The organism is Streptomyces sp. C36, assembly GCF_040932295.1.
GTDB lineage: Bacteria > Actinomycetota > Actinomycetes > Streptomycetales > Streptomycetaceae > Streptomyces > Streptomyces triculaminicus.
Window position 1 is genome coordinate 217,200 of the sequence record NZ_JBFQGI010000009.1, and the last position, 22,679, is coordinate 239,878.

General features: G+C 71.9%; 19 protein-coding genes. 13 read left to right on the forward strand and 6 right to left on the reverse strand.

Features of this window, described 5'->3' with window-relative positions; genetic code table 11:
* Nucleotides 1-2: 2 nt before the first annotated feature.
* The 3 genes from AB4K12_RS26695 to AB4K12_RS26705 all read left to right on the forward strand — a co-directional run bounded on the left by AB4K12_RS26695 (nucleotide 3) and on the right by AB4K12_RS26705 (nucleotide 3,104).
* On the forward strand, nucleotides 3-1,172 hold the full coding sequence (locus AB4K12_RS26695; RefSeq protein WP_368436951.1) for an acyl-CoA dehydrogenase family protein: 1,170 nt from the start codon (nucleotides 3-5) through the stop codon (nucleotides 1,170-1,172).
* 8 nt (nucleotides 1,173-1,180) lie between these two features.
* Entirely contained in the window at nucleotides 1,181-2,215 is a 1,035-nt protein-coding gene (locus AB4K12_RS26700; RefSeq protein WP_368436804.1) for an acyl-CoA dehydrogenase family protein, read from the forward strand.
* Between the two features lie 412 nt (nucleotides 2,216-2,627).
* Nucleotides 2,628-3,104: an ATP-binding protein gene (locus AB4K12_RS26705; protein ID WP_368436806.1), complete on the forward strand. Its 477-nt coding sequence runs from the start codon at nucleotides 2,628-2,630 to the stop codon at nucleotides 3,102-3,104.
* 269 nt (nucleotides 3,105-3,373) lie between these two features.
* On the opposite strand, the gene AB4K12_RS26710 is transcribed toward AB4K12_RS26705, so the two are convergent.
* Nucleotides 3,374-4,300 carry a cyclase family protein gene (locus tag AB4K12_RS26710; RefSeq protein ID WP_368436810.1) on the reverse strand — a complete coding sequence of 309 codons (927 nt, stop codon included), beginning with the start codon at nucleotides 4,298-4,300 and terminating at the stop codon, nucleotides 3,374-3,376.
* A gap of 118 nt (nucleotides 4,301-4,418) precedes the next feature.
* On the opposite strand from AB4K12_RS26710, the gene AB4K12_RS26715 reads away from it, so the two are divergent.
* The 5 genes from AB4K12_RS26715 (at nucleotide 4,419) to AB4K12_RS26735 (ending at nucleotide 10,353) form a co-directional block, all read left to right on the forward strand.
* Nucleotides 4,419-5,330: an SDR family oxidoreductase gene (locus tag AB4K12_RS26715; protein WP_368436812.1), complete on the forward strand. Its 912-nt coding sequence runs from the start codon at nucleotides 4,419-4,421 to the stop codon at nucleotides 5,328-5,330.
* Between the two features lie 25 nt (nucleotides 5,331-5,355).
* Nucleotides 5,356-6,519 (forward strand): acyl-CoA dehydrogenase family protein, encoded by a 1,164-nt coding sequence (locus tag AB4K12_RS26720; protein WP_368436814.1) that lies wholly within the window; start codon nucleotides 5,356-5,358, stop codon nucleotides 6,517-6,519.
* Complete coding sequence (locus AB4K12_RS26725; RefSeq protein WP_368436816.1) at nucleotides 6,516-7,979, forward strand: aldehyde dehydrogenase; 1,464 nt, start codon at nucleotides 6,516-6,518, stop codon at nucleotides 7,977-7,979. The genes AB4K12_RS26720 and AB4K12_RS26725 overlap by 4 nt, the downstream gene beginning before the upstream one ends.
* Before the next feature lie 31 nt (nucleotides 7,980-8,010).
* Nucleotides 8,011-9,084 (forward strand): Zn-dependent alcohol dehydrogenase, encoded by a 1,074-nt coding sequence (locus AB4K12_RS26730; protein WP_368436818.1) that lies wholly within the window; start codon nucleotides 8,011-8,013, stop codon nucleotides 9,082-9,084.
* Between the two features lie 264 nt (nucleotides 9,085-9,348).
* Nucleotides 9,349-10,353, forward strand: a complete 1,005-nt coding sequence (locus AB4K12_RS26735; protein ID WP_368436820.1) for a hypothetical protein — start codon at nucleotides 9,349-9,351, stop codon at nucleotides 10,351-10,353.
* Between the two features lie 44 nt (nucleotides 10,354-10,397).
* Here AB4K12_RS26735 and AB4K12_RS26740 read toward each other — a convergent pair whose 3' ends face one another.
* From AB4K12_RS26740 to AB4K12_RS26750, 3 genes are all read right to left on the reverse strand, one after another.
* Nucleotides 10,398-11,048 (reverse strand): flavin reductase family protein, encoded by a 651-nt coding sequence (locus AB4K12_RS26740; protein ID WP_368436952.1) that lies wholly within the window; start codon nucleotides 11,046-11,048, stop codon nucleotides 10,398-10,400.
* A gap of 93 nt (nucleotides 11,049-11,141) precedes the next feature.
* A complete protein-coding gene (locus AB4K12_RS26745; RefSeq protein ID WP_368436822.1) occupies nucleotides 11,142-12,017 on the reverse strand; it encodes an enoyl-CoA hydratase/isomerase family protein in 876 nt (291 codons plus the stop codon).
* A 34-nt stretch (nucleotides 12,018-12,051) separates the two neighbouring features.
* Nucleotides 12,052-14,271 carry an acetate--CoA ligase family protein gene (locus AB4K12_RS26750; RefSeq protein ID WP_368436824.1) on the reverse strand — a complete coding sequence of 740 codons (2,220 nt, stop codon included), beginning with the start codon at nucleotides 14,269-14,271 and terminating at the stop codon, nucleotides 12,052-12,054.
* A 131-nt stretch (nucleotides 14,272-14,402) separates the two neighbouring features.
* Between AB4K12_RS26750 and AB4K12_RS26755 the strand changes: the two genes are divergently transcribed.
* Nucleotides 14,403-14,822: a Zn-ribbon domain-containing OB-fold protein gene (locus tag AB4K12_RS26755; RefSeq protein ID WP_368436826.1), complete on the forward strand. Its 420-nt coding sequence runs from the start codon at nucleotides 14,403-14,405 to the stop codon at nucleotides 14,820-14,822.
* Between the two features lie 37 nt (nucleotides 14,823-14,859).
* Here AB4K12_RS26755 and AB4K12_RS26760 read toward each other — a convergent pair whose 3' ends face one another.
* Nucleotides 14,860-16,032: an acetyl-CoA acetyltransferase gene (locus AB4K12_RS26760; protein WP_368436828.1), complete on the reverse strand. Its 1,173-nt coding sequence runs from the start codon at nucleotides 16,030-16,032 to the stop codon at nucleotides 14,860-14,862.
* A gap of 92 nt (nucleotides 16,033-16,124) precedes the next feature.
* Between AB4K12_RS26760 and AB4K12_RS26765 the strand changes: the two genes are divergently transcribed.
* Nucleotides 16,125-17,384 (forward strand): acyl-CoA dehydrogenase family protein, encoded by a 1,260-nt coding sequence (locus AB4K12_RS26765; protein WP_368436830.1) that lies wholly within the window; start codon nucleotides 16,125-16,127, stop codon nucleotides 17,382-17,384.
* A complete protein-coding gene (locus tag AB4K12_RS26770) occupies nucleotides 17,384-17,863 on the forward strand; it encodes a nitroreductase family deazaflavin-dependent oxidoreductase (protein WP_368436832.1) in 480 nt (159 codons plus the stop codon). The genes AB4K12_RS26765 and AB4K12_RS26770 overlap by 1 nt, the downstream gene beginning before the upstream one ends.
* Nucleotides 17,864-18,107: 244 nt before the next feature.
* Here the strand turns inward: AB4K12_RS26770 and AB4K12_RS26775 are convergent, their stop codons facing one another.
* On the reverse strand, nucleotides 18,108-18,755 hold the full coding sequence (locus AB4K12_RS26775) for a TetR family transcriptional regulator (protein ID WP_368436834.1): 648 nt from the start codon (nucleotides 18,753-18,755) through the stop codon (nucleotides 18,108-18,110).
* 326 nt (nucleotides 18,756-19,081) lie between these two features.
* Between AB4K12_RS26775 and AB4K12_RS26780 the strand changes: the two genes are divergently transcribed.
* Both AB4K12_RS26780 and AB4K12_RS26785 read left to right on the forward strand, forming a co-directional pair.
* The gene (locus AB4K12_RS26780) at nucleotides 19,082-19,894 is read left to right on the forward strand and encodes a VOC family protein (RefSeq protein ID WP_368436835.1); all 813 of its coding nucleotides are present in this window, start codon (nucleotides 19,082-19,084) and stop codon (nucleotides 19,892-19,894) included.
* Between the two features lie 241 nt (nucleotides 19,895-20,135).
* Entirely contained in the window at nucleotides 20,136-22,676 is a 2,541-nt protein-coding gene (locus AB4K12_RS26785) for a PQQ-binding-like beta-propeller repeat protein (protein WP_368436837.1), read from the forward strand.
* Nucleotides 22,677-22,679: the final 3 nt, after the last annotated feature.

Consider the following 22,679-nt stretch of genomic DNA (forward strand, 5'->3'; position numbering starts at 1 on the left):
CCGTGGACCTCACCCGCACCCGCGAAGAGGAAGACTTCCGCCGCCGGCTGCGCGACTGGCTGCACAGGACGCTTCCCACCCTGCCCCCCAAGCCGTCCCCGGCCGATTGGCCCGCCCGGCGCGCCTACGACTGCGCCTGGCAGCGGGCGCTGTACGACGCCGGATACGCGGGCCTGCACTGGCCGGCCGACGCGGGCGGACTGGGGGCCACCCCCACCCAGCACCTGATCTTCCTCGAGGAGACCGAGCTCGCGGGGGCGCCCTACGTGGGCGCCAACTTCGTCGGGCTGCTGCACGCCGGCCCCACCATCGCCGTGGAGGGCACCGCCGCCCAGCGGGCCCGCTGGCTACCGCCGGTCCTGCGCGGCGAGGAGGTCTGGTGCCAGGGCTTCTCGGAGCCCGAGGCCGGCTCCGACCTGGCCTCCCTGCGCACCCGCGCGGTCCGCGACGGGGACGCGTACGTCGTCACCGGCAGCAAGACATGGACCTCGCACGCGGAGGTCGCCGACTGGTGCGAACTGCTCGTCCGCACCGACCCCTCGGCCCCCGGCCACCGGGGCCTGTCCTGGCTGGCGATGCGCATGGACGCCCCGGGGGTCACCGTCCGCCCGCTGCGCACCCTCGCGGGATCCACGGAATTCGCCGAGGTGTTCCTGGACGAGGTGCGCGTGCCGGTCGCCCAGCGGGTCGGCGCGGAGAACGACGGCTGGCGCGTCACCATGGTCACCCTCTCCTTCGAGCGCGGCACCGCCTTCGCCGGAGAAGTCGTCGCCTGCCGCCGCACCCTGGCCCTGCTCGCCCGTGCGGCACAGGAGAACGGACGGTGGGAGGACGCCGCCCTGCGTCGCCGTCTCGGCCGCCTGAACGCCGAATTCACGGCCCTGTGGCGGCTCGCCCAGTGGAATGCGAGCGAGGCCGCTCACGCGTTGCGGACGGGTGGCCGTGGGGTACCGGGTGTGGGCGCTTCGGTCTTCAAGTTGCGCTATTCCCACGCCCGTCAGGAGCTTTACGACGCGGCCGCCGAGGCCCTCGGCCCTCTGTCGCTCGACGCCAGTCACGTGTGGACCCTCGAGCGCCTCTCCTCCCTCTCGTACACCATCGCCGCCGGCACGTCCCAGATCCAGCAGAACATCATTGCCGAGCGCATCCTCGGACTTCCCAGAGGGCGGTGACAGCGATCATGGATTTCCGGCTGAGTGAGGACCAGCGCGCTCTGCGGGCGGGAATGCGCGATCTCCTGGCGGCGCGATTTCCCCGCGAGAAGCTACGGAAGTCGGCCGAAGCCGATCCGGCGAAGCGGGCTCCTCTCGACCGCGCCCTGTGGCAGGAGTTGGGGGAGATCGGGGTGTTCTCTCTGCGCCTTTCGGAGAAGGAAGGGGGCGCCGGGCTCGCGCTGCCCGAAGCGGTGCTCGTCTTCGAGGAAGCCGGCCGAGCCCTGCTGCCGGGGCCGCTGGTCGCCACGCACCTCGCCTCGGGGCTCGTGCCAGGTGCCGCGGACGGCACGACGGTGGTGACGGCCCTGGAAGGAGACGGAGTCGTCGAGCAACTCGACGCGGCTGACGCCGTGCTGCTGCTCAAGGGCCCGACGGTCCGGGCGCTCCCGGTGGGTGACGGGACGGGAGCCCTGGCAGCGGCCCGGCCCTTGCGCTCGGTGGACCCGACCACCCCGCTCCACTACCTTCCGCCGGCCGATGAAGCCATGCGGGGGGTCGAAAGGGCGGGTCAGGAAAAGGGGTTGGCCGTCGGCCGTCTGTGCCGTGAGGCGGCACTGCTGACCGCCGCCCAGCAACTCGGCAGCGCGGCCCGCACCCTGGAGATGGCCGTTGCCTACGTGAAGGTCCGCACCCAGTTCGCCCGGCCGATCGGAGCCTTCCAGGCCGTTCAGCACCTGTGCGCGCGCATGCTCGCGCGTACGGAAATCGCACGCAGTAGCGTCTATGCGGCCTCTTTGGTGATGACGCTCGGTGACGTGTGCGCGGCCAAACTGCTCGCTGATGAGGCCGCTGTCCGTAATGCCCGTGACTGTTTGCAACTGCATGGCGGCTTGGGTTTCACCTGGGACGCCGATGTCCATCTCCATCTGAAGCGAGCATGGGTCCGGCAGGCTCAGTGGCAGTCGGCGGCGAAGGCCGAGGAGGCTCTGGCGGCGGCCCTCCTGGAAGACCCCGGGGATTGCATGGCGGAAACCGCGAACCGAGCGAATGGAGCCGGGTAATCGGTGTGGGTGAATTACTGCCTTCCACCCGATAAGTGATCACTCTGCGTCGATATCGACTTGTGTTCTTCGTGTAACTCGTCACGGTGCGGAGTCGGGCCGGACCTCGGGTACTCTCCGTCGGGTGCGAGTGGTTCAAGGGTGGAACAAAGCCGGTACGGCCGAAGCGGCGGTGCCGAGTGCGGTGGAAACCCTTGCTCGTCATGTTCCGGGGCGTGTGACGCCCCTCTGTTCGAGTCCCCGCAGCGCGCGTCGCACAGTATGCAGTACGCATACTCCTTTGCGCCGGAATATGCCCGAAGCGCTTGTTGGGGTAACTGTACGTCAACCATGCTGTCCTCGACGGGGATCACGTTCTGTGATCTCTTCGGGACGCGAGGCGTTGTGTCCGCCGGTTCGGATGGTGTGAGCGGTGCAGGTGCTTCAGATGCAGATGGAGGTCCGGGCCGACCCCGCGGAAGTGGGGCGGGCTCGCAGGTGGGCGCGGTCCCGGCTGGCCGGGTCGGGCATAGGGGTCGACGAGCCACTGGCCGAGACCCTGATCCTGCTGATCTCCGAGCTGGTCACCAACGCCGTGGTGCACACGGGGTGCCCCGCTGTGCTGCGGATGCTCCTCCCCGGTGTGGCCGGGCCCGCCGGTGCGGCGGTCGGAGGCGTCGGTACGGTCCGCGTCGAGGTGGCCGACATCAGTGCTCGTGCGCCGCGGCGACGACGGGCCCAGGGTGACGAGACCGGGGGCAGGGGCCTGGAGTTGGTGGACGGCCTCGCCGACCGCTGGGGTTGGCACCGCGAAGGCGCCGGCAAGCGCATCTGGTGCGAGGTCGATCGCGGAGGACCGTGCTGGAGTGGCGCTTTTGAGCCACAACACGCCGCGACAAATCGGGCTTAGTCGACAAAGTCCAGACCAGGTGTTGACGTGAAGTGGTCACGTGATCACCCTTGGATGCAGCGATTCGTTGCGAGGGGACGTCGAGAGGCCCGCCTGTCGGGCTGCTTGGCGAGTGCGGGTCGCGATCCGGCGCGACAACAGGGCTCAGGCGCCGGAGCTGGGTGGCGGCGCACGGTGCCGTGCTCGGGGTGCGCATCTGTGCGCCGCCGCCCGCCCGTCTTCCGAACGGGCCCGGGAGCCCGTGATGGTGGCCGCGTGAGGTGGTTTCCTCAGAAGACGGCCACCGGTGCCACTGGCGTTCCCGTCCCGCCCACGAACGGCTCCGGCATCGCCGCCAGCAGGAACGCGTAGCGCCCTGACGTGGCGCAGGCCTCGGACAGCGCCTCCAGGTTCCAGTTCTGACCCTGCGGCATGCCCATCTCGACCAGGTCCAGTGCGTGGACGGGCATCCACAGGTTCTCGATCTCCGGCGGGAAGATCTCGAAGGTGAGGGTGTCGTTGGCGACGGCGGCGACATCGCGCGTGTGGAACCACTCGGGCGTGCGGATCGAAAGGCCGGGCGAAGGATAGGCGTACGCCTGCTTGTCTCCCGCCAGGTAGTGCTGGATCTGGCCAGTCCGCACCAGCACGATGTCGCCGGGCCGCACGGTCACCCGCGCCAACTCCTCGGCCGCTTCCAGGTCCTCGGGCGTCACGGCGTGTTCGCCGGCGAGCCGGTCCACCCCCCTGGCGCGAGCGACGTCCAGCAGGACACCGCGCGAGACGATGTGCCCGGCCTTCTCGACGCCGTGGAACGCGGCGCCCCCCTGGGCGGTGATCGAATTCGCCGGCCGACCGTTGTAGAGCCTGCCGCCGTGCGAGACATGGGAGAGGCCGTCCCAGTGGGTGCCGGCCTGAAGGCCCATGGTCACGACGTCGTCGCTGGTGGCGACGGTCCCCGGCCCGAAGAACTCCGCGTTGATCGCGACCATGGTGTGCAGGGGGTTGACCCTGCCGGGTATCAGCCCGGTCTGCACGCCGTCCTGCCGGAGCGGCAGGGCCAGCGGGACGCGGCGACCGCTGGTGACCGTCGACGCGGCGGCCCGTACGACCTCGTCCGTGATGAGGTTGAGCGTGCCGATCTCGTCGTCGTCGCCCCAGCGTCCCCAGTTGTTCAGCCGTTTGGCCAGCTCGTGGAACTCCGCAGGCAATGACATGGGTTCCTCCCGCAGTCGTGGCCGTGTCGGCCGTTTTCCGCTTCTCGAGGTCTTGTGCTCGGGACCGCCCTGCTCAAAAATCTAACGGTCCGTCAGAAAATGCGGGAAGGGGCGCGCCATGGGGAACTTCCTGGCCGGCAAGGTGGTCGCCGTCACCGGAGCGGGGCGGGGCATCGGCCGGGCGGTGGCCCTGTCCTGCGCCGCCGAAGGCGCCCGTGTCGTCGTGAACGACTACGGCGTGTCCGTCACGGGCGACGAGCCGGCGAGCGAGGTCGCGGCAGCCGTGGTCAAGGAGATCGAAACGGCGGGCGGGGAGGCCGTCGCCGTCGCCGACGACGTCTCGACCATGGCCGGTGGTCAGCGGATCGTCGACACCGCGCTGGCCCGGTACGGACGGATCGACGGCGCCGTATGCGTGGCGGGGATCCTGCGTGAGCGCATGATCTTCAATATGACCGAGCAGGAGTGGGATCCGGTCGTCGCCACTCACCTCAAGGGCACCTTCACCGTCTTCCGCGCCGCCTCCGGGGTGATGCGCAGACAGCGCGGCGGTGCCCTCATCGGCTTCACCAGCGGCAACCACCAGGGCAGCGTCTCGCAGGCCAACTACGCCGCCGCCAAGGGCGGCATCATCTCCCTCGTGCGCAGCGCCGCCCTGGGGCTGCACAAGTACGGGGTGACGGCCAACTGCGTGGCCCCCGTGGCCCGTACCCGCATGTCCGCCAACGTGCCCATGGAGCTCAAGGAGATCGGCGAGCCGGAGGACGTGGCCGCGCTGGTCGTCTACCTGCTCAGCGAGCGCGCCCGTCAGGAGGCGATCACCGGGCAGGTCTACACCGTCGCCGGCCCGAAGATCGCGGTCTGGGCCCAGCCCCGCGAACTGCGCGCCGCCTACGCGGAGGGCTCCTGGACCCCCGAGCGGATCGCCGACCTCCTCCCGGGGACGGTCGGCACCGACCCGATGCCCATGCTGGACAGGCTGGGAGCGATGGCCGACGCGGCCGCCGCCGGCGAGCGCCCCAACGCCTGAGACCGCGATCGGCGAAGGAGTGGGGATGGACTTCGCATTCGGACCGGAGGACGAGGCGTTCCGCCGCGAGGCGCGTGCCTGGCTGGCCGAGCACCTCGCGGGCGACCAGCCTCCCGTCCCCGGCCGTGCCTGGGAGCATGAACTGGGTACGGGCGGCTGGATCGGCCTCGGCTGGAGCGACGCGCGCGGCACCTACGGGAACCGGACCGCGACCCTCAGCGGGCAGGTCGTCTGGGCCGAGGAGTACGCCCGGGCCCACGCGCCCGCCCGCCTCGGCCACTTCGGCGAGAACCTCCTGGGCCCCGCCCTCCTCGCCCATGGCGACGCCGCCCAGCGCACTCGCTTCCTTCCCGCCATCGCCCGGGGCGAGGAGCTCTGGTGCCAGGGCTACAGCGAACCCGGCGCCGGGTCGGACCTCGCCGCCGTACGGACCGTCGCCGTGCGGGCCGACGGTGGCGGTGCGTACCGGATCAGCGGACAGAAGACCTGGACCTCCCATGCCCACGAGGCCGACTGGTGCTTCGTCCTGGCGCGCACCACCCCGGGGTCGCGACGCCACCACGGGCTCTCCCTTCTTCTCGTGCCGATGGACCAGCCCGGCCGGATCGAGGTCCGCCCGATCCGGCAGCTGTCGGGCGACGCCGACTTCAACGAGGTGTTCTTCGACGGCGCCGAGGCCCGTGCCGAGCATGTGGTCGGCGGGGAGGGCAACGGCTGGCGGGTCGCCCTCGGCCTCCTCGCGCGCGAGCGCGGTGTGTCCACCCTCGCCCAGCAGATCGGCTTCGCCGCCGAGCTGGCGAGAGTGATCCGGCTCGCGGTACGGACCGGCGCCGCAGAGGAGCCGGCGGTACGGGACCGGCTCGTACGGCAATGGGCCGAACTGCAGACGATGCGCTGGCACGCCCTGCGGACCCTGGCGGGCGACGACGCACCGGGGGCGCCCAACGTGGCCAAGCTGCTGTGGGCCGGCTGGCACAGGCGGCTCGGCGAACTGGCGATGCAGGTGCGCGGCGCACCCGCCGTCCTGGGACCGGACGACTGGCACCCCGACAGGCCGTACCGACTGGACGCCCTGCAACGCCTGTTCCTCTTCAGCCGAGCCGACACCATCTATGGCGGCTCGGACGAGATCCAGCGCGGCATCATCGCCGAGCGCGTGCTCGGCCTGCCGAAGGAGGCCCGGCCATGACGACGTACGGCCACTGGATCGCCGGCGCGTGGCGTGCGCCGGAAAAAGGGCACTATCCAATTGTCAATCCGGCGACCGAAGAGGTCGTCGGGGAGGCCCCGGAGTCGACTCCCGCCGAAGTCGCCGACGCCGTGGCCGCCGCGCAGGCCGCGCGGAGCGGCTGGTCCCGTACCGATCCGCGCGAGCGCGCGGCGGTCCTGGACCGGATCGCTGATCTGTTGTCGGAACACAGAGGGGAACTCGTCCCTCTGCTTCAGGCCGAGACGGGCGCGACCCTCCGCGTCGCCAAGAGCCTGCAGATGACTCCGGCCGTGGACCGCTTCCGGCGCTACGCGCGAGGCGCCCTGGAACCGGACGTCGTCCCGCTCGCGCCGTCGCCCGTCCCGGCCGGACCGCCGGCTCCCGGCGGCCTGATGAACGCCGCCGCGGTCCGGCGCCCGGTGGGCGTCGTCGGTTGCATCACCTCCTACAACTTCCCGGTCGTCAATCTCGCGGGCAAAGTGGGCCCCGCCCTGGCCATGGGAAACACGGTCGTCGCCAAGCCGGCGCCCCAGGACCCGCTCTGCTGCCTCGAACTGGGCCCCCTCTTCCAGGAGGCCGGCCTGCCGGACGGGGTGTTCAACGTGGTCACCGGATCGGGCGCGGACGCCGGAGAGGCGCTCGTCGCCCACCCCGGCGTAGACATGATCAGCTTCACCGGTTCCACCGGAGTGGGGAGGAAGATCGCCGAGACCGCGGGGAGGTCGATGAAGCGCACCCTGATGGAGCTGGGCGGCAAGGGCGCGGCCATCGTCCTGGAGGACGCCGACGACAAGGTGCTCGAGTCGGCGATCGGGGCGGTCGGTTCGGTCTGGTCCTTCCACAGCGGGCAGGTCTGCACAGCGCCGACCCGGGCGCTCGTCCATCGATCGCTGTACGAGCGGGTCGTCACCGGTCTGCAACGCTACGCCCGTGCGCTGACGATCGGGAGCCCTGTGGATAACTCCACGATCGTCGGCCCGTTGATCTCCGCCGCGCAGCGCGAACGCGTCGAGGCCTACATCGCCGGGGCCCGTGACCAGGGCGCCCGCATCGTCGCGGGCGGCAGTCGCCCCGCCGTCCGGCCCGGCTTCTACGTCGCACCGACCCTCATCGCCGACGCCACGCCGGAGATGGCCGTCGCCCGCGAGGAGATCTTCGGCCCTGTCGTCGTGGTCATGCCCTTCGACGACGAGGACGAGGCGGTCCGTATCGCCAACGGGACCTCGTACGGCCTCTACGACTATGTCTTCAGCGCCGACACGGGGCGCGCCTGGGCCCTCGCGGCCGGGCTGCGCAGCGGAAACGTGGGTATCAACACCGTCCGGAGGCACCCCGAGACGCCCTTCGGCGGATTCAAGAAGAGCGGCATCGGCCGCGACGGCGGTTCCTTCGCCCTCCACGCGTACAGCGAACTCCAGTCGCTCGTCTGGCCGTCCTGATCACCCAGCCTGCCGGAGAGGACAACCCACCATGCGAGGCGTCATCTTCGACGGCAAGTCCCCGCAGGTCGTCGACGATCTGGAAGTCCGCGATCCGGGCGTCGGCGAGGTTCTGGTCGCCGTCGCCGCCGCGGGTCTGTGCCACAGCGACCTGTCGGTCATCGACGGCACCATTCCGTATCCCGCGCCCGTCGTCCTCGGTCACGAGGGCGCGGGTGTGGTGGAGGCCGTCGGCCCAGGCGTCACACATGTCACGCCCGGCGATCACGTCGCACTGTCCACGCTCGCCAACTGTGGTGCCTGCGCCGACTGCGACCGTGGTCGGCCCACCATGTGCCGCTCGGCCATCGGCAGGCCCGGCCGGCCGTTCTCCCGGCGAGGAGAGAGGCTGTTCCAGTTCGCGTCCAACTCCGCCTTCGCGGAGCGCACCGTCCTCAAGGCCGTACAGGCGGTCAAGATCCCCGACGACGTACCGCTGCTCTCGGCGGCTGTCATCGGCTGCGGCGTCCTGACCGGCGTCGGGGCGGCCCTCAACCGTGCCCGGGTGGGCCAGGGCGAGTCCGTGCTCGTCATCGGCGCGGGCGGCATCGGGCTGAACGTCCTGCAGGGCGCACGGATCGCCGGGGCCTCCACCGTCGTCGCCGTCGACGTGGACGCGCGCAAGGAGTCGCCGGCCCGCCGCTTCGGCTCCACGCACTTCATCGACGCCTCCGCCGTCCCCGACGTCCCGGCAGCGGTGCGGCGGATCCTTCCCACGGGCGTCGACCACGCCTTCGAGTGCGTCGGGGACACCCGCCTCATCCGGCAGACGATCGACCTCCTCGACCGACACGGCCGCGCGGTTCTGCTGGGAGTGCCGCCCGCCGACGCGGAGGCGTCCTTCCGCGTCTCCTCGCTCTATCTCGACAAGTCGATTCTGGGCTGCCGCTACGGCTCCTCCCGTCCGCAGCGCGACATCGCGCTCTACGCACGGCTGTACCGCGAGGGCCGGCTCCTCCTGGACGAGCTGGTCACCAAGGTCTATCCGGTCGAGGATTTCGAGCGCGCGGCAGCCGAGGTGAACAACCCTTCGGTGGCGCGCTGCGTCCTCTCCTTCGACCGGTAGCCGAGGCTCCCCGACGTGTGATCCCTGCCGCAGTTTTCGCACAGAACGCTGCCTGAGTGCGGGGTGTGATCGTACTGTTGCCCGAGCCGCCTTGATTCGGGGCAACCTGGATCATTCGGCAGGAATGCACCGCCCGGACGGCTCATTCGTGCTGCCCGGGCTCACAGTCGGTGGGCCGATGAGCACCGAGCGCGGTCCTCGGGCTCTTCGCAGCGGAACCTCTCGACCTCTGGGGGACTCATTTCGGGAGAGGGAGGGGCGGAGATGACACAGCAGGCCGAGCCGCATGTGATAGGGGACGACGCGCCCGACGCCGCGTCCGCCGAGAGGTGTGACCGTTCCGAGCGTGCGCCGCATGGCGACGGCTTCGGTGCCGCGTTCTGCGCCTCGATGGCCGCGCTGTGCGCGGAGGCCGTCATCGGCGGGACAACTGCCGCGCTGGTCATGCTCTCCCGCGAACACGACGGAATTCCCGGGAACATCCCGCTGGTTCTGGCCCTCGCACTGGGGGTGCTGCTCCTGACCGTGCTCGTCAGCGGCTTCGTCACCGCTTCGGTCGTGATGCCCGCACTGGCGCTGGCCCGTAGGTTCGCGCGTGCCCGTGACAGGACCGCCGGTCCGTGGTGGGCCGTCGGCGCCGTGCCCGTGGTCTCGGCCGTGACGGTGGCCGTATTCGGTGCCGTGGCGGCGCTCGGCAGCCTCTCCTTGGCGCCGCCGCTCGCCTACCTCCTGTGGTGGGGGGCGCTCACCGTCGTACTGCTGCCCGCGACCCTGGCCGGCCGGGCCGCCGCCCGGCGGGTCCGCGAGGATCGTGCCGGGAGCGTGGCCCGGAGGGTGACGCGCGACGGCCTGCTGGCATCACTGGTCGTCGGCGCGCTGGGTGCGGGGGCGTACGGCACGGGTCTGGTGAGCGTGTACGAGCCGCCGCGGCTGGCCACGTCGGACTTCGCGGGTATGTGGACCGACGGCCGTGGGGGGACCGTCAGACTCGCGTCCGACGGGAACGCGGTCGCCCATGGGCTCGACAACTTCGTCTGGGACGGCACGGGCAAGGACAGGCCGACGGACTGCGACGGCTCCGGCACCTGGAAGCCGGTCAGGACGGAGGGCACGGTGCGGGGCGTCTTCCTGAGGATCGGTGCCTGCGACCTCACGCGCGACTGGACCGTCGTCGGTACGCAGAAGGGGCCGCGGATCTACCACGAGATCGGCAAGCCGGGCTCCGGCAAGCGGTACGTGCTGACCAAGGTGGTCAGGCACAGGAAGTAGCGGGGCCGCCGCACCGCCTGGTTCGGCCTGTGTACGCCGCGAACTCAGCCCTCGTACGTTCCGAACGCGTCGAAGGCGCCGAACGCGCCCCGGTGGAACAGCAGTGGCCCGGCGTCCGCCGCGCCCGGATCGGCTCCGAGGGCCTCCACGCGTCCGACCACGATGAGGTGGTCCCCGCCGGTGTGCACGGCGTGAATCGTGCAGTCGACCCAGGCGGATGCGTCAGCGAGCCTTGGCGAACCGGTCACCGGAGACGGCTCGTGTGTCACTCCGGCGAACTTGTCGGCTGTCTGCGAGCTTCTGGCCGCGAAACCTCTGCAGAGGTCCTTCTGCCCGGAACCGAGGATGTTGGCGCAGAAGACTCCGGCCCGCGCGATGCGCGGCCAACTCGTCGACGCACGGCCCACCATGAACGTGACGAGAGGCGGGTCGAGTGACAGCGAGCAGAAGGACTGGCAGGCGAACCCCGCAGGGGGTTCCCCCTCTTCGCCCGGTGCGGTGATGACGGTCACCCCGCTGGCGAAGTGGCCGAGGACGTTCCGGAATTCCTCCGGCGTCGGCGGGGGCGGCTCGTCCGCCCGTACGGCCCGCAGTCGGGGGCGGGGCGAGGGGTCGCGAGGCTGGGCGGTGAGGGCCGGTGAGCCCGTGGACCGCAGACAGCGCACCGCGATGGCCGCCATTCCGGCGTGTCCCATCATGCGGCCCATTGAATCCGATGAGCCATGAGATCGGAACCCTTCCGGCACGCGCCGCGACCGCCGTGGCCCGGCGCCTCGCACGGCGTACGTTCAGCGTCCCCGGAACGCGGCGTCGCGCCGCTCCACGAAGGCGACGACGCCCTCGGCCGCGTCCGCCGTCGCCGAATTGATCTCCTGCGCGGCCGCCTCGGCGGCGAAGGCCGCCGCCCTGCCCCCATCGAGAGAGGCGTTGACCAGCTGCTTCGTCAGCGCGAGCGCTCGGGTCGGGCCGCTCGCCAGCCGTTCGGCCCAGGTACGGGCGGTCCCGACCAGCTCCTCGTCCGGCACCACGCGATTGACCAGCCCGAAACGTTCCGCCTCGGCCGCGGAAAGGGTGTCGCCGAAAAACATCAGTTCCTTCGCGCGCTGCGGCCCGACGAGCCGTGGCAGGAGATAGGCGCCGCCTCCGTCGGGGACCAGGCCGCGCCGCACGAACACCTCGGTGAACCGGGCCGACTCCGCGGCCAGCACCAGGTCGCAGGCGAGCGCGAGATGCGCCCCGAGCCCCGCCGCGGTGCCGTTCACGGCCGCGATCACAGGTTTTTCGCAGTCCAGCACCGCGCTGATCAGCCGCTGGGCGCCGTCCTTGACCATGCGGGCCACGTCGCCGGGTACGCGCTCGGTCAGCCCCGCGGCCGGGGCCGCGCGCAGGTCCGCGCCGGAGCAGAAGCCCCGGCCGGCACCGGTGATGACCACCGCTCGGACGGCGTGGTCCGCCGAGTCGCGAAAAAGCCGGGAAATCAGGTGTTCGCGCTGGTCGGAGGTGATGGCGTTGAGTGAGTGGGGCCGGTTGAGCGTGATCCACGAGACTCCGTTGTCAGTGGTGTGCAGTACCAATGACTCAACGGATTCGATGGACGTCGCGGACCCGTCGGCTTCGCCGTGTCCATCGCAGCCGACGGGTGTCTCACGGGGGGAGAGGCTCATGCGAAGGCTCCTTGGTTCGGCGGCAGAACATGGTTCAGCGGCAGAACGCCAGCGCGTCGAGTGCCACGGCGCCCTGGCCTCGCTCGAGCACCACGAGGGGGTTGATGTCGAGCTCGGCCAGGCCGTCGAGCTCGAGGGCCATGTGCTGGACGCGCAGGACGGTCTCGACGAGGGCGTCCACGTCGGCCGGGGGAGCCCCCCGGACGCCGCCCAGCAGGGCTTTTCCACGGAGTTCGCCGATCATCGTCCGTGCCTGGCCCTCGTCGAACGGCGGCACGCGTACGGCCGTGTCGGCGAGGACCTCCACCAGAACGCCGCCCAGGCCCGCCGTCACCGTGGGGCCGAAGAGACTGTCGTGGGTGATGCCCACGGCCATCTCGACGCCCGGGCCGACCATCTGGCAGACGAGGACGCCGTCCAGGGGAAGGTCTTCGTAGCGCGCGATGTCGGTGAGCTCGCGATAGGTGTCGCGCACCTGACTGGCGGAGGTCAACGCGATCCTGACGAGACCGAGTTCGCTCTTGTGGGCCAGCTGAGGGCCCGAGGCCTTCATGACGACCGGGTAGCCCACCTGGGCCGCCGCTCGCACGGCCGCCGCGGCGCTGGTCACCAGCTGCTCGCGGGGCACGCGGATGCCGTAGGCGCGCAGGAGTTGTTTCGCCGCGTGCTCGCTGAGCTGCTCGCCCGGGCGCAGCAGTGCCTGCGCCTTGCGCGCCGAGGGGGAAAGGGAACGGGGCGCGTCGTCGAAGGGGGAGCGGTAGCCGGCCGTGAAGCGGTGGTGGTCCAGATAGGCGCGGACGGCCGTGACGCAGTTGGAGAAGGTGCGGAAGGTGGCCACGCGCGAGGAGCCGAGGAGGGTGGTGCGGTAGGCGTCCTCGGTGCCGACCGGGGAGCCCCACACCACGCAGACCAGCTTGTCCGTGGTCTCCGCCGCGTCGACGAGGTCCCGCACGAGCCTGTCGCTCAGGGGCGGGAAGGGGCCGGTGACGGGGCACACGAGGACGCCGATGGCGGGGTCGGCGAGCACGGCATCAATGATCTTGCGGCCGCGCCAGTCGCCGACGGGGTGACCGCCGTTGTCGATGGGGTTGGCCACGCTCAGGTAGCCGGGTATCCACTGGTGCAGTTCGCTCTGTTTGCCGGGGGACAGGACGGGCAGTTCGAGGCCGGCCGCCGTGGCCAGGTCCGCGAAGTGGGCGCCGGTGCCGCCGGAGATCGAATACACGGCGACGCCCGTGGCCCGGGGCGGCCGGGCCCGGGCGAGCAGGGCGGCGGTGTCCTGAAGCTCGTCCAGGCCGTTCACCCGGATCACGCCGAACTGCCGCATCGCGGCGTCCACCACGTCGTCCGCGCCGGTCAGCTTGCCGGTGTGGGTCGCGGCGGTGCGGGCGCCGGTCTCGGTCCTGCCGACCTTGACGGCGACGACGGGCACCTTGTGGCGGGCGGCGCGATCGGCGGCGAGCAGGAAGGCCCGCCCGTCCTTGAGGCCCTCCACATAGGCGGCGATCGCCCCGACCTCGGGCCGGGTGGCGAAGTAGGAGATGAAGTCGGCGCATTCCAGGTCCGCCTCGTTGCCGGTCGGGGCCCAGTGGGAGAGGCGGATGCCCAGCTCCTGCAGGGCGAAGACCGGTCGGCCCTGGTGGCCTGACTGGGTGATCAGGGCGATCGCCGGGCCCTGGAGATCGTCGCGGAAGTGCTCGAAGGCGTTGAGGTTGGTGTTCGGGCCGAGGAGGCGGATGCCGGCGCGTCGGACGGCCGCGGCGAGCCGGGCCTGGGCGGCGGCGCCTTCGCCTCCGGCCTCGGCGAATCCGGAGGCGAAGGCGACGGCGAACTTGATCTTGCAGTCGGCGAGTTCCTCGATGACGGCGGTCGGGTCGCCGACGAGGAGGACGGCGAGATCGACCTGCTCGGGCAGGTCGCGGACCGAAGGGTGGCAGGGGAGGCCGAAGACGGTGGTTCTCGTGGGGTGTACGGGGTGGACGCGGGCGCCGACGCGCTCGGCCCAGGTGATCAGTTGGCGGGTGATGCCGGTGTTGGGGCGTCCTTCGGTCTCCGAGGCGCCGATGACGGCCACGGACTCGGGCCGGAAGAACCGGTCCAGGTCGGGGACGTCCGACCGCAAAGGGCGTCCGCTGACGTCCACGTCCTCGGCGGCAGCGGTGCCGTGGACCACGGGGCCGGGGCGATTGCCGCAGGCCACCACGCGGGCCGGACGGGAGGTGGTGGTGAGGGTGCCGTGAGTAGATCCGAGCATCGTTCTCGCCCACTCCTGCTCGCTGGCCGATAAGCTGACGTTGAGTCAGATTACAGATTTGACAAGCAGTCAGGAACGGTCTTGCGCCGGAACGGTCCGAACAATCCGGAACAGATGACGAGGTGGGCACCGTGAACGGATCGCCGCGCTCCGACGTGCCGGAGATCGACGACTTCACACGGCCGTACTGGGCCGCCGCGGCCGACGGCCGGCTGCTGATACGCCGCTGCCACGCCGCCGGTTGCGGGAAGGCGCACCACTATCCGCGCGAATTCTGCCCGCGGTGCTGGAGCACGGAGGTCGCCTGGGAGGAGGCGAGCGGCCGCGCCCGGCTCTACACCTGGTCCGTGATCCATGTGAACGACCTTCCGCCCTTCGGGGCCAGGCTGCCGTACACGGCCGCTGTGGTCGATCTCGAGGAAGGGCCGCGCATGATGACCGAGGTGGTCGACTGTCCCGAGCGGGAACTGCGCATCGGCATGCGGCTTCGGGTGGCTTTCCGCCGGGATCCCGGCGTCCCGGTGGCGATACCGGTGTTCCGGCCGGAGTGACGCGGCCGGCCGGGTGCGAGGGGGGTGAGGGGGCCGGTCAGTCGCGGCCCAGGACGACCGTGCCGGAGGAGCAGAACCAGCCGCCGGTCCCCGAGGCGACGGCGAGCCGGGGCGCGGCCCCGTCGGCCGTCCGCACCTGGCGGCCGTCCTCGGCCTCGCCGCGCAGCTGGCGCACGGCCTCCACCAGGAGGAACAGTCCCCGCATGCCAGGATGGCAGGCGGAGAGCCCGCCGCCGTCGGTGTTGACGGGAAGGTCGCCGTGGACGGTCAGCCGCCCGTCCGCGGCGAACGCGCCGCCCTCGCCCTTCGCGCAGAAGCCCAGGTCCTCCAGCGTCACGAGGGTCATATAGGTGAAGGCGTCGTAGAGCTCCGCCACGTCGATCTCGTGCGGTGCGACGCCGGCGCGCTCGAAGGCCAGGCGTCCGGACGCGGCCGCGGGGGTGACCGTGAAGTCCTCCCACTCGGACATCGCGGTGTGCGACACGGCCGTGCCCGCTCCCAGCACCCACACCGGCGGCTTCGCGGCGTCGGCGACGTACTCCTCGGCCGCCAGGAGGACGGCGCAGCCGCCGTCGGAGCGGATGCAGCACTGGAGCTTGGTGAAGGGGTCGGCGATCACGGGGCCGGAGAGCACGTCGTCGATCGTCAGGGGGGTGCGGTACATGGCGTGCGGGTTGTGCGCGGCGTTGGCGCGGGCCTGTACGGCGATGCCGGCCAGCTGGGCCGGGGTTGTCCCGTACTGGTGCATGTGGCGCCGGGCCGCCATCGCGTACTTGGCGATGAGGGTGTGGCCGTAGGGGGCTTCGAACTGTGCGGGGCCCCGGTTGCCGAAGGAGAGGGCGGCGGTGCGGCGGCCGGCCCTGATGTCGGCGCGGGCGGTGGATCCGTACACCAGCAGGACGGCGTTCGCGTGCCCGGCGGCGATGGCGTCGGCGGCGTGGGCGGCCATGACCTCCCAGGTGGAGCCGCCGACGGCGGTGGAGTCCACCCAGGTGGGGCGCAGGCCCAGGTATTCCGCGACGTCGGCGGGGGCGAGCGCGCCGAGCCCGGCGGAGGCGAATCCGTCGACGAGGTCCTTGCCGAGGCCGGAGTCGGCGAGGGCGCGGCGGGCGGCCTGGGCGTGCAGGGCGTACGGCGTGGTCGTGTCGAGACGGCCGCAGTCCGCGAGGGCGACACCGAGGACGGCGGCTCTGCGCTTGCCTGGAGTCATGTATCTGACGGTACATCAGCTGCGCTCTGGGAAAGCCGGTCGCGCGAACCTAATATGACCCACCGTCAGTTCTGCCGAGAGGGGTGCCGCTCATGGATGCCACGGTCAGCGAGGAGCAGCGGGAGATCCGGCGTACCGTCCGTGATGTGCTGCTCAAGCACTGCGGTTCCGGTGATGTCAGAGCGGCGGTACTGACCCCGGGCGGCTACGACGAGGAGCTGTGGCGGCGGCTCGGGCGCGAGCTGGGGCTGGCGGGGCTGGCGGTGGAGGAACGGTACGGGGGAGCCGGCTACGGGTCGATGGAGCTCGCCCTGGCGTGCGAGGAGACCGGGCGCGCGCTGTGCCCCTCGCCGCTGTTCGCGACGGCCGCGCTCACCACGCCGCTCGTGGCCGCGCACGGCACCCGGGAGCAGCGCGAGAAGCTGCTGCCTCGTCTCGCCTCCGGTGAGCTGACCGGAACGCTCGTGCTGCCGAGCGGCACCATCCCCGCCGCCCTCGGCCTGACCGATCGGGCCGCTGCCATCAGTGGGAGGGAGGCCGGAGGGAACGCGGCCGACTGGTCCGGCGGGGGCCGGTCGGGCGGCGTGCAGGCGCGGCGGACGGACGACGGCTGGCGGCTCTACGGCGAGGCCGGCCAGGTACTGGACGGGCACAGCGTCGGCCTCCTGCTGGTCGCCGCGCACACCGGCGGGTACGTGCGCGGCCGGACGCTGCTCTTCCTCGTCCGGCCGGAGGAGGCGCCCGGTGTGGTCCGCAGGCGGCTGACCGCTCTCGACGAGACCCGGCCCCAGGCTCGCGTCCAGCTGCGGGACGTACGGGCCGAGCGACTGGGCGAGGCGGACGACGCTGCGGACGACGACGCGGGCGGCGCCCTGGCGGCGCTGGGCGGCACCGTGGCGGCCGTCCTGGCGGCTGAGGCGGTCGGCGCGGCGGACCGGGTGCTGGAGCGAACCGTGGAGTACGCGCGCGTGCGGGAACAGTTCGGCAGGCCGATCGGCTCCTTCCAGGCCGTGGGGCACCGGCTGGCGGATCTCCACGTGGCCGTACAGGCGGCCCGGTCGGCGGCGTACTACGCGGCGTGGGCCGCCGGTGCGGGGCAGGCGGCCGTCGGCGCGGCCGTCGCGGGCGTGGCGCTCGCGAGGGCGCTGGAGACGGCCCGGCTGGTCGCCGGTGAGGCGATTCAGCTGCACGGAGGCATAGGGGTGACCTGGGACCACGACGCGCAGCTGTACTTCAAACGGGCGACGTCGGACGAGCTGCTGTTCGGGCCGGTGCACGGTCTGCGCGCGCGGGCGGCGGCAGCGGCCGGGCTGTTTGACGCGACGGACGACCGGGAAGCGGTGGTGCTGTGATGGCCGCCTTGGTGCGCCTGGTGCAGAGGGTGTCCTCGAGTCGTACGTTCGCCAGGGTCGCCCCGCATTTCCTCCCGGCCGTGGACCGGGCGGTGCACCGGTTGACGGGCGGAAGGGCGCTGCTGAGCGCTCGCATGCTGCCCGGCGTCGTCCTGACGTCCACGGGCGCCAGGAGCGGCCAGGCCCGGCGGACGCCCCTGGCGTGCATGCCGGAGCGGGGCGCGGGCGATGACACATGGGTTCTGATCGGCAGCAACTTCGGGCGGCCCGGTCACCCCGCCTGGACGGCGAATCTGCTGAAGCACCCGGACGCGGAGATCAGCTGGAAGGGGCAGGACATTCCCGTGCGGGCGCGGCTGTTGCGGGGGGTGGAGCGGGAGGCCGCGTGGGCGGCGGTGCTCGACTTCTGGCCTCCGTACGCGCGCTATCAGGCGCGTATCGAGCGGGAGATCCGGCTCTTCCGGCTGGAACGGCGGTAGTCGCGGTGAGCGGGCGACAGTCGCGGTGAGCGGACGTCGGCGACGGGCGCGGGGGACGAGCGCGGTGGGTGCGGTGCGGAGAAAGGGAACGCGCGAGCGGCGTCCGCCGGCGCGTCGCACCGCGGCGGGCCGCACGGGGCCGAGCCCGAGCGGCCCGCCGCTGCGATGACAGGACGTGCGTGGTGCGGCGCTCTCGCGCCGGATCGCCGTGCGCCGGGGCCTGTTCGGCCGGCGGCTCCGGGCGTTACTTGGTCGGCTTCTTGCCCGTGATGCCCAGGTGCACCAGCAGTGCCAGGTTGGGCTTGAGCTCGGCCTGCTTGACGCCCCAGCTCTGGAAGCCCTTCTGGTGCGAGGCCACGGCCGCGAGCATGGCGACGAGCGCGCCGGCCACGGCGGCCGGATTGACGTCCTTGTCCACCTTGTTCTTGGCCTGGAGCTCCTTGACGGAGTCCGTCAGGGAGTTGGTGACGGCGTTGAGGATCTTCATGCGGATCTTGTAGAACCGCTTGTCGCCCTCGGCCGCCCCGAGATCGACGACGCGGAGGATCGCGTCGTGTTTCCGCCAGAAGGCCAGGAAGCCGTCGACGAGTTCCTCGGCCGCCTGCCAGCCGGACCTGCCCACCCATGAGCGCCCGGCGACGAATTCGGTCAGGCTTGCGCCTTCCTTCGCCATTTCCTCCGCGATCTCGAGGACGGCGCCCTCGACGTCGGGGAAGTACTGGTAGAAGGTCGCGGGTGAGGTGCCGGCCCTGCGGGCGACGTCGATGACCTTGACATCCCGGTAGGGCGAGGAGCTGAGCATTTCACTGAGGCAGTCGAGCAGCTTCTGCCGCGTCGCCTGGCCGCGCCGACCGGCCACCCGGCCGTCGACGGTGCGTACTTGTCCTGTCATGCCGTCAGCTTACCGAGGGGTGATCGGAGCGCGATTCGGCCGCATGCAAATGGGGGCGGGGGTCTGCGGTGGGGTACAACCGCAGGTCAGAGCCGTTGCGAGGGTCCGGGAAGACAGTTGAACCGGATTGGCCCGTACCGGTGAATTGTCCTATCAACAAGCTGTGGACGCGGATATCCACAGGCGCATTCCCGGCGCTATCCACAGGCCGAGCGGGATCGGGGAAAGGCCCTTACCGTGGCAGCGAGAACACCCGGTGCGCCGGGTGTCGTGTCCACCTCGCACAGCCCGGTCGCGCAGTCCGGTCGCGCGGGAAGGAGCCGACCATGAGCACAGCCACGGACGGAATCCAGGAAGGCGTGCCCTGCTGGGCGGATGTGATGCTGTCCGACGTCGAGGCCGGCAAGCGGTTCTACGGCGAACTCCTCGGCTGGACCTTCCAGGACAGCGGCGGCGAGTACGGCCACTACACCCAGGCCTTCCACGACGGGAAGAACGTCGCGGCGCTCGCGCCCAAGTCCGACGGCCGGATGCCGACGGCCTGGTCCGTCTACTTCGCCTCCGCCGACGCCGCCGCCACGGCGGACCGGATCCGGGCCGCGGGCGGGCAGATCATCATGGGGCCGATGGCGGTCGGCCCGTTCGGCACGATGCTCATGGCCGTCGACCCCGGAGGAGCGGTGTTCGGGGTCTGGCAGGCGGGCAGCCACAAGGGCTTCGAGAAGCGGGGCGAGCCCGGCTCGTTCGGCTGGGCCGAGGTGTTCACCTGGGACGCCAAGGCGATCGACCCCTTCTACGAGGCGGTCTTCGGCTTCAGCACCCATGACGTGAGCGACGAGGCGGGCGTCGAGTTCGCGATATGGACGCCCACAGGAAAGGCCGCCGCCCCGGAGAACGCCGTGGCGGGCCGGGCCGTCATGGATGGCCGGTTCCCCCAGGAGATGCCCGCCCACTTCCTCGTCTACTTCGTCGTCGAGGACTGCGACGACACGGTGCGCACGGCGCTGCGTCTGCGCGGCCGGGTCCGCCGGGATCCGCAGGAGACGCCCTACGGGCGCTTCGCCGTGCTCGCCGACGACCAGGGGGCCGACTTCGCGGTCATCGACGTCTCCGACGTCACCCGGCCGGGACAGGGGTAGCCGGCGCGGGGCGGGACGGGGGAGGGGAGAAAAACGCGAGGTGAGGAGGGGGTGTAGGGGCGAGTGATCCGCATGTGATGGCATATGGCCGGATATGGCGGAGACACGGCGAAGCGTGCCCCGGGTTCGCAACCGGGGGCTTCGCCAGGAAGAATCAGGGTGCGTACCCCGGGATAATTTCGCGGTGAGACGCTGCACGGGGCTGAAACTCTTCAAGCCCCCACGGGGAGGTGGCAGGTCAGTGGTGGAGCAGCTTACGCAGCACGACCCGAGACGGATCGGCCCGTTCGAGGTGCTCGGCCGACTCGGTGCCGGCGGCATGGGGCTGGTCTATCTCGCCCGCTCGGCGTCCGGCCGGCGCGTGGCGATCAAGACGGTGCGTACGGAGCTCGCGGAGGACCAGCTCTTCCGCGTCCGCTTCACCCGTGAGGTGGAAGCGGCTCGTGCGGTCAGCGGTTTCTACACCGCCGCCGTCGTGGACGCCGATCCGCGGGCGGCCGTGCCCTGGCTGGCCACCGCGTACGTCCCCGCGCCCTCGCTCGAGGAGATAGTCAATGAGTGCGGGCCGCTCCCGGCCCAGGCCGTGCGCTGGCTGGCCGCCGGCATCGCGGAGGCGCTGCAGTCCATCCACGGCGCCGGGCTCGTGCACCGCGACCTCAAGCCGTCGAACGTGCTCGTGGTGGAGGACGGTCCGCGGGTCATCGACTTCGGCATCGCGTCGGGTGTCTCCAACACGCGCCTGACCATGACCAATGTGGCCGTCGGCACCCCCGCGTACATGTCACCCGAACAGGCGCGCGATTCCCGCAGCGTCACGGGCGCCAGCGACATCTTCTCCCTGGGCTCCACGCTGGTCTTCGCCGCGACCGGGCACGCCCCCTTCCACGGCGCCAACCCCGTCGAGACGGTCTTCATGCTGCTCAGGGAGGGCCCGGACCTGAGCGGCCTGCCGGACGAGCTGCGACCGCTCATCGACTCCTGCATGCAGATGGCGGCGGAGAGCCGCCCCAGCCCGGCCGACCTGCAGTCCCAGCTCGCCCCGCATCTGTTCGCCTCCGGCGGGGACGACGACAGCGGCACGGCCTCCGCATGGCTGCCCGACAACGCCGTCTCCCTGATCGAGCAGCGCCGGGCCGGGCACCGCCCGCCCGCCGCCGGAGGGGCCCGTGGCGGCGGCCGGAGCCGGCCGAGCGCGCCGCCCCGGCCCGCCCAGCCGCCGACTCCCGCCCGCACCCCTGAGCCGGCGTACGAGCCGTCGGGCGGCCGCGCCCCGGCCGCCTGGGGCGACGGCCACGCGAGCGGCCCGGTCGCCGGCCGGTCCGCCGTGGGTGCGCCCGACCCCCGGGGCGGGCTGAGCGGTCCGCACGCCGCACGCTCCGGGGTGGCCCCCATCAGCCCGCAGGGCCGGCACGCCGCCGTCCCGGCGGCCGCCGCGCCCGACGGGACCGTCCGGCTGGCGGGCTCGCAGGTGCCGATCGGCCCGGGGCCGCGCGTCGCCGACGCGCGCGATCCGCTCGACCGTACGGGCGCGAGCTCCACGACCGGCTGGGTACGCCCCCCGGTCGGCTCGCCCATGGCGGCCGTGCCCGCCCAGCCGCCGGCGCCCGCGCCGGAAGCGACGCCGGACGGCGGCGCCAACACCCAGGAGACCCCGGGACGTTGGCGGCCGTGGCGGTTCCGCATGTCCAACGACGTGTGGGGCACCCCCGTCGTCTCCGAGGACCTGCTGTACGTCACGTCCTTCGAGGTCCACGCCCTCGATGTGGCCAGCGGGCGACGGCAGTTCAAGACCCGCGACGTGGCCTGGGCCATGGCCGTCGCCGACGGCCGCATACATGCCTCCGACGGCCCGACCCTCTACGCGCTCGACGCCGCCGACGGTACGGAACGGTGGCGGCTGGCGACCGACGGGTGGGTGTACTCCCTCAAGGCCGACCGGGGCACCGTGGTCACGGGCACCCGTGGCGGCGGCGTCCAGGCCTGGGAAGCCGCCAACGGCGAGTTGCTGTGGGAGATGAGCGGGGCGCAGACCGACTTCGAGACCCCCGACTGCGGGCCGGTCGTCCACGACGGCACGGTGTACGTGTGGGCCGACGCGCGGCTGCGCGCGCTCGAGGCCCGCACGGGCGTGGAGCGCTGGTCGTACCCCGTGGGCGACACGGCGGCCTGCGGTGGCGTGCCGGTGCGGCTGCTGCAGGCGCCCGACGGCGTCGTCTACGTCGCCGCCGGGACGCGCGTCCTCGCGATCGACGTGGCGCGGGGCGACGTGCGCTGGCGCTTCGAGGCGCCGGCGGTGTTCCTGAGCGCGCCCGCGTTCGCCTCCGGGCCCGCGGTGACCGGTGGCGGCGTCTACATCGCCGACTACCTGGGCACGGTGTACGCCCTGGACGCGACGACCGGTCGCGACCGCTGGCGCATCGCCACCGAGGCCCGCCAGTCGACCGAGCCGGTGCTGGTCTCGGCCGGGGCGGTGCACCTGGGCAGCGGCAGCGCGCTGTACACGCTGGACGCCGTCACGGGCACGCCCAGGTGGCGTTTCGCGGCGGGCGGCGAGATCGTCGGGGCCCCCGTCGTCGCCGACGGCAGGGTCCACTTCGGCTCGGCCGACCACTGTCTCTACACGGTGGACGCGGCGGGCGGGCAGCTCCGCTGGAAGCTGGCCACGGGCGGCGAGATCACCGGCTCGCCGGTGGCGGCCGCCGGCGTCGTCTACGCGTGCAGCAAGGACCGGTGCGTCTACGCGCTGGACGCGGCGAAGGGGACGGGTCTGTCGCGGCGGTGACGG

Excerpts from the sequence above, each read along its gene's own strand:
- AB4K12_RS26710 (WP_368436810.1), bottom strand. The coding sequence starts at position 4,300 with ATGTCATTGCCTGCGGAGTTCCACGAGCTGGCCAAACGGCTGAACAAC.
- AB4K12_RS26765 (WP_368436830.1), top strand. The coding sequence starts at position 16,125 with ATGGATGCCACGGTCAGCGAGGAGCAGCGGGAGATCCGGCGTACCGTC.
- AB4K12_RS26720 (WP_368436814.1), top strand. The coding sequence starts at position 5,356 with ATGGACTTCGCATTCGGACCGGAGGACGAGGCGTTCCGCCGCGAGGCG.
- AB4K12_RS26730 (WP_368436818.1), top strand. The coding sequence starts at position 8,011 with ATGCGAGGCGTCATCTTCGACGGCAAGTCCCCGCAGGTCGTCGACGAT.
- AB4K12_RS26715 (WP_368436812.1), top strand. The coding sequence starts at position 4,419 with ATGGGGAACTTCCTGGCCGGCAAGGTGGTCGCCGTCACCGGAGCGGGG.
- AB4K12_RS26740 (WP_368436952.1), bottom strand. The coding sequence starts at position 11,048 with ATGGGACACGCCGGAATGGCGGCCATCGCGGTGCGCTGTCTGCGGTCC.
- AB4K12_RS26775 (WP_368436834.1), bottom strand. The coding sequence starts at position 18,755 with ATGACAGGACAAGTACGCACCGTCGACGGCCGGGTGGCCGGTCGGCGC.
- AB4K12_RS26780 (WP_368436835.1), top strand. The coding sequence starts at position 19,082 with ATGAGCACAGCCACGGACGGAATCCAGGAAGGCGTGCCCTGCTGGGCG.
- AB4K12_RS26770 (WP_368436832.1), top strand. The coding sequence starts at position 17,384 with ATGGCCGCCTTGGTGCGCCTGGTGCAGAGGGTGTCCTCGAGTCGTACG.
- AB4K12_RS26700 (WP_368436804.1), top strand. The coding sequence starts at position 1,181 with ATGGATTTCCGGCTGAGTGAGGACCAGCGCGCTCTGCGGGCGGGAATG.
- AB4K12_RS26760 (WP_368436828.1), bottom strand. The coding sequence starts at position 16,032 with ATGACTCCAGGCAAGCGCAGAGCCGCCGTCCTCGGTGTCGCCCTCGCG.
- AB4K12_RS26750 (WP_368436824.1), bottom strand. The coding sequence starts at position 14,271 with ATGCTCGGATCTACTCACGGCACCCTCACCACCACCTCCCGTCCGGCC.
- AB4K12_RS26745 (WP_368436822.1), bottom strand. The coding sequence starts at position 12,017 with ATGAGCCTCTCCCCCCGTGAGACACCCGTCGGCTGCGATGGACACGGC.
- AB4K12_RS26735 (WP_368436820.1), top strand. The coding sequence starts at position 9,349 with ATGACACAGCAGGCCGAGCCGCATGTGATAGGGGACGACGCGCCCGAC.
- AB4K12_RS26725 (WP_368436816.1), top strand. The coding sequence starts at position 6,516 with ATGACGACGTACGGCCACTGGATCGCCGGCGCGTGGCGTGCGCCGGAA.